Raw genomic sequence first — 11,690 nt, forward strand, 5'->3', positions numbered from 1 at the left:
AAATAAATTTTTATAGGAAAAAAAAGGCCGCCTGAACTGGCGGCCAAATGGCTAATTTCTTTTTGAGTAGCATGTAACTTCTGGCATCCAGCGATTTCCGACTGGACAAATTCCTTTCATAAAGAGCTCTTCCAGGTGCCTCATCCATGAAACATCGAAGACCGTGATCTGGCCCTTACCCAAAAGTGCTAAATCCTGGAGCATCTCTGCCTGCTTATACGGTGAATACTTATTGATAAACTCACCATCCACTTCTTTAAGATTAATGGTCTTACGTGAAAATGGAATATTGATCTTTTTATATTCTTCATCATAGTCGCCATTATAATAAGCGATCACTTGATTCATTTCTTTTTCGTTCAGAAAGGTCTTAGCAAATAAGAAGTTCGTTACATCAAGCTCAGATCTTCCCATTCGGTCGAAAAGTTGAACTTTTCCTGGAAGAATATCATGAAGACCTCTCATTGCCGCTTGCTCAGTGTTTGTTACACCTTCATCAAGTCCCTCAACTGGAAAGCTCATTCCTACCAATCGCTGAAATGAATCTTTCACCATTCCATGAAACAATTTAACTGTTCTCTTACGAGCATTCTCTTCAGTATGCCCCGCTTTAAGAAGCGAATCATAATGATTCACAAGAGTCATTGTTACGGTATAAACTGGAGCATTCTCAGCGTTCTTAGGGTTCCCCCCCTGCTTCCAACGCTTACCACCCTCATATTCAAAAATCGTCGTTAAATCCAGACGACCATTTTCAAGATTAAGCTCTTGTTTCTTGTCCCATGTGAACATGTCGTGAGAAGCGAGTCCGATCACTCCCACGTCTTTTAAAAGAACTTCAGCGTGAGCAACTGAAGCGAGCAACATAAGTGCTACTATAAGTTTCATTGTCATTCCTTTGATAAATATTTTTTAATCATCCAATTTAAAATTCGGTTTGTCCCCTAAAGAGAAAGTGGCCACTTGCTCTCTTTAGATGGGACATTTGATGGGTAATAAAGACGGGACAATCGATAGGTCTAACAGACAGGCTAAGGGTTTTTAAGATCAAGTCTGGCCACTTTAAAATCAAATAAATTGATGTTTTCATTATTGTTTGATTATTAAAACATTGGTTTTAATTGTCAAACAATATCTTCAGTGGGCTGCGCGTTACTTGTCTTTGGTTCAAAATAGGATTGGCTCGTTTCATCATTAAGAACTTGCATCAACTGGGCCTGTGCCTGTTTAGAAACACTCACGAACATCTTATCGTCTTTGCGAACTTTAAATTGTTCATGAAGCATAAGCTCGTCGTGTTTTCTAAATCTCGTCACCATTTCTTTGGCGCGATCTTTATCCACTCCCATTTCAACCAAAAGATCTCCGATAAAGAGAATACTTGAATCGATGGTTTCACGTTTTACGTGGGTAATCCCAAGTTCCATTAACTCAAAGGCGTGACCTCTGTTACGTGCACGAGCAAAGATATGCAGATGAGGAAAATGATCACGCAGAAGCTTTGCAGTTTTTAACGAGGCCTCCATGTCATCAATGGCGAGAACAAAATACTTTGCTTTTTTTGCACCCGCGGCCTCAAGTAGATCTAAACGAGAAGCATCTCCATAGTAGACCTTGTGGCCAAATTTACGAATGAGTTCAATTTGTTCAGAATCATGGTCAATGGCAATGAAGGGAATACTTTGTGAACGAAGCATACGACCAAACATTTGACCGAAACGACCAAACCCAGCAATGATGACTTCCGGTGATTCATCTTTAATCGAATCATATTTCGGTTCAACTGCTTCCTTGTATCTCATGGCGTTCCATTTATCGAGACCCAGAACCAGGAAAGGACTCATGGCCATAGAGAGTGTCACTACCGCAGTCAGAAGATCCACAGTTGCTTGAGGCGCAAGTTTTGAACTTGTTACAATTCCAAAAATCACAAAAGCAAATTCCCCGCCCTGAGCAAGGTTAACTGCCATTTGTCTTGAGTTCTCATGGTCGAAGCGAAAAATTCTTCCGGCGGTATAGAGCACCAGCATTTTGAGAAACACATACGCGATGGCAAGGCCAATGACGAAGAATGGTTTTGAAGCGATGAGATCAAGACTCACTCCCATCCCTACTGCAATGAAGAAGAGACCCATTAGTAAGCTCTTAAATGGATCGATATTTGCTTCCAGTTCATGACGATATTCAGAATCGGCCAGAAGAACTCCGGCGATAAACGAACCAAGAGCGGCAGAAAGGCCAACTTTCATCATGAGAGATGCAACCCCCAGTACAACGAAGAGAGTTGCGACTGTGAAAATCTCTTTGGCGTTAATGGAAGCAATTCCACGGAAAATTGGTCTAATTAAAAAACGGCTAGCAAGAAAGCCGAAGATCAAAAATGAAGGAAGGAAGATCATAACACTTCCAAGAGAAGCGTTTGATTCACCTGTTGCCGCCAATGCTGGAATGATCGCGAGTGCAGGAATGGCAATTAAGTCCTGCATGAGAAGAATAGAAAAACTCGCCTGACCAAACTCAGTTCTGAATTCATTTCGTTCAGTGAGGGTTTGAACCGTGAAAGCGGTTGATGAAAGAGAAAGGGAAAAGCCAATAACCCCTGCGGCCAAAGGAGAAAGCCCACTCATGAGACCAATCCCCATAAAAATGGCACTGGTTAAAGCGACTTGAGTTCCACCAAGTCCCAGGAGATTTCTGCGCATCGACCAGAGCTTGGGAGGTTGAATTTCCAAACCAATGATAAAGAGAAGAAGCACCACTCCCAGTTCCGCGAAGTGCAAGACACTTTCTGATTCACGGATGAGTTTAAGTCCAAAGGGTCCCACGAGAATTCCTGCGATGAGGTAACCCAAAACAGAACCGAATCCTAATCTATTAAAGATGGGAACCAGGACAACAGCTGAACCGATAAATACAAGAGCTTGGTCTAAATAATTAGTCATGGTTTACATTAGCAGTCCTCGCATTAAATGTCTTCCTTGAGCTTCAATCGTTTTTTTACGATGTAGGCCCCTCCCCACCAAAAGATAGAAACACATAATCCAATGAGAACAACCACCAATGCCAAAAACCAAACCGATGCTCGGAATTCTTCCTTCAGAGCCTGTAACATCTGGGCCCTTTGAGGTTGATGATTATTGATCTGAGTTAGCATGCTGTTTAAAGTATTCACTATTCCATGGGCCTCTTTTAAATCATCACTCCAATTGGCCCCACCTGAGGCTGCCTTTGGAAGTTTGCCTGCTAATTGTTTAGTGTTCAGAACTAATTCATTAAGCTGGGCAACCAATCCGGTAAAATCATTCACTACAGGTTGAGTCTCATTAATTTTGCTCCAAAGATCCTGAGACTTTGACATGCGGATTGAAACATCATCCATGATCTCGTTGGTACCTAGTCTTGCCTGAAGTCGAATGAGCCCAGGAAGATGTTGGGCCAGAAATATTCCTCGGTTTGCCACTAAGACCATTTGGTCCACCGCCTTAACGGTGCTTTTAGTTCCAACCAGCAAGTTGGAAATCGACAACGTCTCCAGAAAATTTCCAGCGCCATTATTGACCTTCGAGGCGATTCCAGAGAAATCCCCAATTCTTATTTTCTCTACTCTAAACTGCCCTGGATTTTTTTTAAACCACTGCCGAGCGAGTTCATCCACTTGCTTTAACTGCTCATCAGTCATGAGTTTCTTTGCAATGGCCTCAATATCATCCTCGGAGACTTGAAACGCTTTCCAAAGTTGATTACCGGCCTTCCCATAATGTTTGGGAATCCAGTAGTCACGAATCACAACCTTATTGAGTTTTATAAAAACCAACATATCCAGAAGATTCACTTCAGGATAAGGACCGGTTGCGATTTTTAAAGACTCAGATTCGTAAAGAAGGTATTCACGTAGTGAGGTTTCACCGAGCTCGGTAGTGCGATACATCTCAGGATTGTAGTAGGCCTGAACGACCCTCTCCACAAAACGACTAAAAAAGCGTTGAACATCTTCCTGTAATTCAAGCTGGTCCATCTTTGGACGGGCCAATGTAGAGCATGAAATACAAAAAATTAAAAAGAAGAACAGCTTCTTCATGATGAAAGCATATTCAGAAGCAGAGTTTCTTAACAAGACCCGTGGGAATAAAAAGGCCCATCCGAAGATGGGCCGACCTTTAGAAAAAAATCAGGAAAACAGTTTAAAGTGAATTCCCAATGGAACTGATCATTCGTCCGATTGCGTAAGGAACAGAGTAATCACGGCTCGTCGAGTAAGATGTAGCGTGACCAAAGCCAATTTTGTGCAACCATTCATGGAACAAGTTTGCAGCGACTCCACCTGTTGAGTTTGTATTGAAGTACTTAGTGTTCACCCAAATTCGCTTGCTGTTTGCGTAAGTATAACCCACAGTCGTTGTGGCGGCGTAATACAACTCAACTTCCATATTCATCGTATTGTTTTTTTCCGGGAAAAGTTTTTCAGCAGCTTCCAGGATCTTTTGATAGATCTGTGCATTTGTAAAACCACCATTATCGACGAAAGTCTTCTTTCCGTTGTATGTGTGATTTAAAACTCGGCTGCGAAACTCTTCAGTTGCCACTACGGCCTTAATCATCTCAATGGCCTTATCAAACTTGGCCTGCTGAGTAGAAGTTGTATTTACAAAAAGAATGTCGGTATCAAATGTGTAGGCCTCAGTAGGAAGACCACCTGTTGTGCCGCCAGTAGTTGAACCGCCAGTTGTAGATCCTGTTGTTCCACCAGTGGTAGATCCAGTCGTGCCACCTGTTGTTGAACCAGTAGTTCCACCACCAGTTGTAGTACCTGTAGTTGAACCAGTTGTGCCTCCGTCAGTTGAGCCAGTTGTTTCACCGGTCACTGGTGGTTGAGTCACTGTACAATCAGTTGAACCCGTTTCCTCTGCTTGCGCTGTATCTGTACAATCACTTCCCGATCCGTCGTCTTTATTACAAGCGACGAGGAAAAGAGATAAAAATAATAGGGCCCAGATTTTGCTCATGTACCTTCCTTGGTTTTGCTACAGACACTTCCCTGTCTCTGCATTCGTTGATGTGTAAAGTGATCCTCACACAGAGCATTTTGGTGTTTAAGGTAGGCAAGAAATTCGAATATGCAGGGATTGTGGAAGGAAAATGGGCCTCCACACTTTTTTAAGATTTGTGGGTTATAAAAGTGCCCGCTCTTTTGGAAAAAGCCTCTAATTACCTAGAAACCTATTCTTCCCCTCATAGTAAAAGGAGAAACTCACTAAGTTAGGTATTCAGACTTTATTTAATCTTTAGCAAATAAAGGAAGGTAGAAGTGTTAAAATATCAACTATGGAACTCTGGCTATTGGTTCTCTATGCTTTAACCATCTATGCCCTTTACATCACAATCGAGAATGATGATGAAGGAATTGATGATCAAGATGAAGATGAATATTTCGTTGATTCAATGTGATGTGATTTTTTACATGCCTGATTGTCTTCAAAACTAATTCGAAATAGAAAGCTTCAACCACCAACAGGCGTATCTCACGCGAAGGATTTGAACTTTCACATTCCCCTCTCACAGGTCTTTAGTTTGGGCCGGAGCTCTCACTCCGGTCCCAAATTCCTAGGCAAGTGCTGCTTCTAAATCCCTGATCAAATCCTCTGCGTCCTCAAGTCCGACTGATAGTCGAACTGAATATGGTGTGAGTAGCATCGATTCACGCTCTTCTGGTGTGAGATCGAGCCCAAAGAATGCGAGCGTAGGTGCGATGACTGATTCAGTTGAACCAAGACTTGCTGCCAATTGAATGAGTTTTAATTTGTGACAAAAATTATCCGCACTTTTTGCAATAGAAGGATCCACTTCAAATGAGATGGTACTTCCCATGTCTCTCATCTGTCTTCGGGCAAGTTCTGAATTAGGATATCTCACCCATTTAATTTTCGGATGGGATTCAAGAAACGTTACAATCTTTTGGGCCGTTTCAGTCTGTCGAGCATAGCGAAGCATATAGGTCTTAAGGCCCCGAGTAATAAGGTAGGCAGCATGAGGATCAAGGGCCGCACCTAACTGCAGACACATCTCACGAATTTGCTTAAGGACAATGCTCTTACCAGCAATACAACCGGCGATAACATCTCCGTGACCATTACCAAATTTGGTGAGACTATGGATCATGATGTCTACATCGAATTGAGTATGCTGATGAAGGCCCGCAAAGGTTCCGTCCATACTTACTAGTACATTATATTTTCGGGCGACACTAATGATCTTCTCAATATCAGCGATCTCAAGGTTGGGATTAGAAGGACTTTCAAAATGAATGAGCTTGGTCTTTCCAGATACAATGGCACTTTCTAGCTGATTCATCTCCGTCAAACTTAGAAACGTTGAGGTAATTCCAAAGTGAGAAAGACTGTCACGGATAAACACACGGCTGGGACGATAAGACTCTTTAAAAGAGATGATATGATCTCCGGTTTTAAGAAGCCCCAGAAAAGTTCCAGTCAAGGCCGCGACACCTGATCCAACCACCATACAATCTTCACGCTTTTGAATTTCAGCGAGAGTCAATTCCAACTGTCGTGTGGTGGGATTCGAGACCCGAGAATACATAAACTGTTCAAAGTAAGGTTGAGATTCACTTGGATAATATTTTGCCGACAGAAAAATCGGTTGAATCAAAGGTTTATTGCCTTCCGGAATTTTAATTTCTACCGGGTGATTAAGCTTGGTGTTTACGTTCCATTCAGATCTATTTTTTTGCATATTTCCCTCGCATTAAAATGCGTATCCCATAATTCCACTGAAAGTAAGCGCGATATCATTCGCATCCGCCAGGACCCCTTCGTCATCTTTGACATGTAGGTAAAGCCCACCAATCCCTGCTCCAAAAGTAAATCCACTTCTAAAGAGCCAATTCGCGGAGAAGTCGGCCTTCATGACCAGCCCTAAGTCTCGATCAAAAGAAGTTCCTCCCATAAGATCAAGCTTTGCAAAGATTGAATTATTAAAATCAATCTTATCCCCCACCATGAGAGTTGGCCCTACTAACCAGTAGGCCCCTTCTCTGCGTACTTCAGAGCTATCAACACTGACTGTATCTTCTTTGGTTGAATAATAACCGGACTCAAAAGAAAGTCCCTTCTTAATGGAGCTAGCTTTTTCAATCTCTTCAACAAATACGGAGTAACGGGCCCCTAATAGACCCCCGTGCCGTGCTGTTTGCTCGTCACCCTCGCCGATAATCGTTGTTCCTTGTAACGTCGCCATTTGAGATATTTGGAATTTCTCCTTATCACCAGTGGCATAGTCATAAAAGAGAACGGGGACATAGGGAATCCAGGCAACAACCACCACCACTCCAACGATGGCGAAAATGACAAGTGCTGCGTCCTTCGTTCCACCAGTACCAAAATCGGTAAAGATATCAGCAAAGTTATTGGCGTCATTACTGGCCTTCTCTAGACGCTCCTCTTCTTTTTTCTTTTTGATTTTTTCTTCGTCGGTTTGTGAAAGATGAATTTGGTGGGCCTTGCCGCTTTTTACAAGGTGCTCAAATACCTCGGGTGAAACCTCTCGCACAACAGGGCCTTTCTCCGCAGCAAAGGATACTTTCGGCAAAAGAAGAAGACACAAAAGCAAGGAAAGGCATGATTTCAACATACCCATATTTGATCGTAACCATCGGCATCTGTAAATTAATGAATCAGGTTAAACTTTTGCTTTTCTTCTTCTGTGTATCCGTAATCCACAGTTATCTCTTCGCCGGATTTAATTTCTCTCAGGGATTCGATGCACAGAAGCTTCTTTCGATAGTTAAAGTAGAAACGACTATTAGGTTGGTTCGAATGGTTATAAAGAGAGCCATTCCCGAGGGCAAGCGCAACTAACTTTTTGCTGTATTGATAAACATAGCCCTCTAACGTAGGACCGACTTCATGCAGATCCATCAGAAGTAGTTCACATTCTTCAATGATTTGTTGTTTCTCAATTTTCTGATCGGCAAAAACACCACGACCCTTCTTCGGGTCATGTTCAATGAAGACCTTAATCATAGTTTCCAAGGCTTTCTTGCGAGTTCCCTTACAATGTATCCAATGCCATAAGGAACAGAATACTGTCGCTTCCAGGTCGCCTTATAGTCATGATCGAACCCTAGTTTATGAAGCCATTCATGAGTAAGATTTGAAGCAACATTCGCTGGGGTATGGCGGTTAAAGAATTTGGTGTTCATCCAGATACGTTTGCTACGGGGAAGTGTGTAGCCCATCACTTTCGAATCATGATCAGTATAAAGTTCCAACTCAAGATCCATAGCATTGTTACGCATAGGTTTTAGCTTCTCGACCCCGGCCAGAATGGCATTATAAATTTGTAAATTGCTCATGCCGCGGTTATTCGCAAATCCCTTTCTGCCGTTATATCGATGATTCAAAATTCTTCTTCTGAATTCAGGCGAAGTGAATACTTTACGAAGAAGTTCAATTGCCTCATTTACTTTATCTTCTCGAGTCCGACTCATTCGAAGCATTTTTACATTAAATTCAAATGTATAAGCGGCCTCGGGAACAACAGCAAATGAATTGAACGAAAACAGTAAAGTTAAAAGAAGAAATAGTGATCTCATTCAGGCTCCTTTTCGAGGAGCCTAGTCTGGCATAAAAAATCGACAAATGAATACTAATGGCGGCAATTGCCCCGCACTAGTTTTCCGCGACTTTTAAAGTTGCTGAAAAAACGACTTTTTGATCCTGTGTTCTGAATCCCTGAAATTGGAATTTGTCCTCTGACAAAGCACCACCGTAAATCACGATCGTGTCATTTGACATGGTCTCTGCGATGAAATTCACCTCATATTCTTTCAAGGTATATTGGCGATGCTTGGCCTCTGAAATGGAATCCAAAATCCATTGAGCATAACGAGTATTATTAACGTGTCCATTGAGATCGAGATCGCTATTGCGAACTTGGAACTGGGCCATTTCTTTTAAATCATTTTTGAGATGGATCTTCCCTGCTTCCAAAAAGGGTGGCGCGTCCATGCGGAATTGACCTTGATCCTGCAGTCCAACTGCGGCAGGTTTTCTGGTCTTTAAATCAAGGATCAGCCATTGAGTGGTACATTCACCGAACTTCTCACCTTGATCTAGAATCTCAAAATCCCGAACGGCAAAAATGCCATTGATAGGACGGACCCAGGTCCTGAGTTCAATATCGTCACCCCACTTGGGCCAACGGTTCATACTAAGTTTTTGTCTTGTGAGCACCCAAGCGGTCTGTTCCTGAATCATCGCCTCATAACCGTGTCCCAGATGAGTGGCATGAATCCAGGCGGTGTCCTGAAGAAGATTCAAAAGACCATAAAGTCCTAACTTCTTCTGAGGATTCACCAGAAAAGTATTAACATTGTATGTTTGGGTCCAGATAGTTTCTTTCATAGATATAAAAATAAAAAGGCCATCCTAAGACGGCCTTTTTAATCCAGCTTGGTTATCAGTTTTGATTTTACTCTCAACTGTTTCATCTGAACAAGATCAGAATATGAAAATTAGGCCCAGATGTGAAGAAACTTATTCTCATTTTATCCGCAAGAAACAAGCTTGTAGCCAACTCCACTAATGGATTTAATCTGCAACGCCTCACCGGCCACATTAGCAAGTTTTTTACTGAGGAGTTTGATTCTTTCTTCAGTCAAAAGTTTATCTGCCCAAGCGATTCTTCCTGCTTTACGCGCTAAGATGACCATAATATCCATCTCTTTTTTCCCTAGAGAAAGAATTTTATCTTTCACAGTCACAAGACTTCGCGCTAGATCAATCCGCAGATCACCATATACAATCGGTCTTGCCATCAGACGTTTTCTCTCCAGTTGTTTATTGAGAATCATCTTAAGCTCAGACATGTTGAATGGTTTTAAAATATAATCATCCATTCCTGAATACATGCCATGCAAAATAGAAACTTCATCATAGCATTCACCCATTACCACCATGGCGGCACCTGAGCCGCAATGTCTGAGTTCTTTACAAAAGTCCAGGCCATTACCTTCACGAAATTTATAATCGAGTAATATCAGATCAAAGTGAATTTCTTGCAGGTATTTCCAGGCATGGTCCAATGTGGGAGCTGCTTCGACAATGAAACCATTGTAAGTTAAAGTATAGTTGAGCATTCTTGCAAACTGCTCGTCATTCGAAACAACTAAAATCTTTGTCATAACATCCTCCTGGTAAGAAGAGAGTGCCATAATTTCGCAGTCACTAAAACCGAGGTAACGGTTTCCAAAAAATGGATTCCATACTTTTTCCAATATCATTGAATGGAGAAACTTTCATAATTCACTCCTCTCGCGCCTCTCTCATCCATTGGTAATTCAATTAGGAAGGTTGTATGAGGAGCATTTGGAACATATGAAATGTTTCCACCATGTTTGTGAAGAATGGCATTGATGAGTGTAAGACCCAGGCCCGTGCCCTTGTTGCCTTTGGTAGAAAAGAACGGCTCCATCATGTGCTCGACCACTTCAGGTGAAATACCATTGCCTGAATCCTTGAAATAAATATCAATGTATCCGTTTCTTTGCACAGTCGATAATTCAATCCATTTTTCGTTCTCACCATCAATGGCATCAAGAGAATTGTTAACGAGGTTTACGAATACCTGTTCCAACTGAACTTCATGTCCTCTAAGATAAATTCCTTCAACTTCACTTAATCGCAGTTCAATGCCATGGTTTTGTAAGCGCTGGCCGCAAAAAACCAATACATTATCAAGCAGGGTTTTAAGTTCTATCCGTTCGTAAGGAAGTTGATCCTGCTGATAGAAAACGTTACGAACACTCTTGATGGTGCGGTCTATGCGGTCAGTGGTATAAAGAATTTGCTGCAGTCCTTGAGCGAGTTCTTTTTGCTGTTCAGGGTTTCGATAAATTCTAAGAAGCTGTGTAGTTCGGGCCTGGATAATAGTCAGTGGATTATTAATCTCATGAGCGATACCGGCCGACATCATGCCAAGTTCAAAAAATTTTGCCTTATCCAAAAGATCCTCCTCATGTATGAAAGGTTTTTCCTTTCGATGAGGATTAAGAGTAGCGAACAGTGAGGTCACCCCCATGATTATCAGTATTATGGTGTTACTCACTAGACTTAAATTCATAATCTGATCACTTACTTCCCAAAAAGGGACGATTATCTGAAGGGCCGAAAAAAGCGTAAACATTAACATCGTCCCTCTTACATCTTCTGAGACCTTGATCATGGTTTTGAGTGTGTTCCATACAAACACTAATCCACTGACACAAAAACCTACGAAGAAAGGTAGAGAGAAAGTCACAAAGGGATAACCCATCATTATGTATATGAGACTCATTAATGCCCCGACCAGAAGAATGACCCCCGGGGTCTTTCTCAACCCCACGTGAAAAGAATCGAGATAGCGCCACATTCCCCGCATCGGCCATAACCAACTGATCATCATGAAAGGGGAAGACTCCCTGTCCAAGTCAATGGCCAATAAGATAAACAGATGCATAAAAGCAAAAGACAACCATAACTCTACCAAGGGAGAAAATCTGATTTGTTTGTCTTCTCTACTTTGTATGGCCGCAAAAATCGCAATCAGGAGAGAAAAAGCACTGAGTATTGATAAAAGAATTACAAAACTCTTCATGTAATGATTGTACATAGTGCAGTAGAATTTCTTTCTTGATA

Annotated in this window: 12 protein-coding genes; 1 reads left to right on the forward strand and 11 read right to left on the reverse strand. The window is 41.8% G+C overall.

Features of this window, described 5'->3' with window-relative positions:
* Positions 1–51: 51 nt before the first annotated feature.
* The 4 genes from SOO65_RS15580 to SOO65_RS15595 all read right to left on the reverse strand — a co-directional run bounded on the left by SOO65_RS15580 (position 52) and on the right by SOO65_RS15595 (position 5,003).
* On the reverse strand, positions 52–888 hold the full coding sequence (locus SOO65_RS15580; protein WP_321392263.1) for a hypothetical protein: 837 nt from the start codon (positions 886–888) through the stop codon (positions 52–54).
* A 236-nt stretch (positions 889–1,124) separates the two neighbouring features.
* Positions 1,125–2,942 (reverse strand): monovalent cation:proton antiporter-2 (CPA2) family protein, encoded by a 1,818-nt coding sequence (locus tag SOO65_RS15585; protein WP_321392266.1) that lies wholly within the window; start codon positions 2,940–2,942, stop codon positions 1,125–1,127.
* 23 nt (positions 2,943–2,965) lie between these two features.
* Entirely contained in the window at positions 2,966–4,078 is a 1,113-nt protein-coding gene (locus tag SOO65_RS15590) for a hypothetical protein (protein ID WP_321392269.1), read from the reverse strand.
* A gap of 103 nt (positions 4,079–4,181) precedes the next feature.
* A complete protein-coding gene (locus SOO65_RS15595) occupies positions 4,182–5,003 on the reverse strand; it encodes a hypothetical protein (RefSeq protein ID WP_321392277.1) in 822 nt (273 codons plus the stop codon).
* A 319-nt stretch (positions 5,004–5,322) separates the two neighbouring features.
* Between SOO65_RS15595 and SOO65_RS15600 the strand changes: the two genes are divergently transcribed.
* Complete coding sequence (locus SOO65_RS15600) at positions 5,323–5,445, forward strand: hypothetical protein (protein WP_321392280.1); 123 nt, start codon at positions 5,323–5,325, stop codon at positions 5,443–5,445.
* A gap of 156 nt (positions 5,446–5,601) precedes the next feature.
* Here SOO65_RS15600 and SOO65_RS15605 read toward each other — a convergent pair whose 3' ends face one another.
* The 7 genes from SOO65_RS15605 to SOO65_RS15635 all read right to left on the reverse strand — a co-directional run bounded on the left by SOO65_RS15605 (position 5,602) and on the right by SOO65_RS15635 (position 11,019).
* Complete coding sequence (locus SOO65_RS15605) at positions 5,602–6,747, reverse strand: trans-sulfuration enzyme family protein (RefSeq protein WP_321392283.1); 1,146 nt, start codon at positions 6,745–6,747, stop codon at positions 5,602–5,604.
* Positions 6,748–6,759: 12 nt separating this feature from the next.
* The gene (locus tag SOO65_RS15610; protein ID WP_321392286.1) at positions 6,760–7,563 is read right to left on the reverse strand and encodes a hypothetical protein; all 804 of its coding nucleotides are present in this window, start codon (positions 7,561–7,563) and stop codon (positions 6,760–6,762) included.
* A gap of 116 nt (positions 7,564–7,679) precedes the next feature.
* The gene (locus SOO65_RS15615; protein ID WP_321392289.1) at positions 7,680–8,036 is read right to left on the reverse strand and encodes an SET domain-containing protein-lysine N-methyltransferase; all 357 of its coding nucleotides are present in this window, start codon (positions 8,034–8,036) and stop codon (positions 7,680–7,682) included.
* Complete coding sequence (locus SOO65_RS15620; RefSeq protein ID WP_321392292.1) at positions 8,033–8,608, reverse strand: hypothetical protein; 576 nt, start codon at positions 8,606–8,608, stop codon at positions 8,033–8,035. Before SOO65_RS15620 ends, SOO65_RS15615 begins: the two co-directional genes overlap by 4 nt.
* Positions 8,609–8,684: 76 nt before the next feature.
* The gene (locus SOO65_RS15625; RefSeq protein WP_321392294.1) at positions 8,685–9,419 is read right to left on the reverse strand and encodes an acyl-[acyl-carrier-protein] thioesterase; all 735 of its coding nucleotides are present in this window, start codon (positions 9,417–9,419) and stop codon (positions 8,685–8,687) included.
* Positions 9,420–9,562: 143 nt separating this feature from the next.
* Positions 9,563–10,198, reverse strand: coding sequence for a response regulator transcription factor (locus SOO65_RS15630; protein ID WP_321392297.1), 636 nt, complete (start codon positions 10,196–10,198; stop codon positions 9,563–9,565).
* 95 nt (positions 10,199–10,293) lie between these two features.
* Positions 10,294–11,019: a sensor histidine kinase gene (locus tag SOO65_RS15635; RefSeq protein WP_321392300.1), complete on the reverse strand. Its 726-nt coding sequence runs from the start codon at positions 11,017–11,019 to the stop codon at positions 10,294–10,296.
* Between the last annotated feature and the right edge of the window lie 671 nt (positions 11,020–11,690).

Source organism: Peredibacter starrii, from assembly GCF_034259205.1.
GTDB classification, from domain to species: Bacteria; Bdellovibrionota; Bacteriovoracia; order Bacteriovoracales; family Bacteriovoracaceae; genus Peredibacter; species Peredibacter starrii.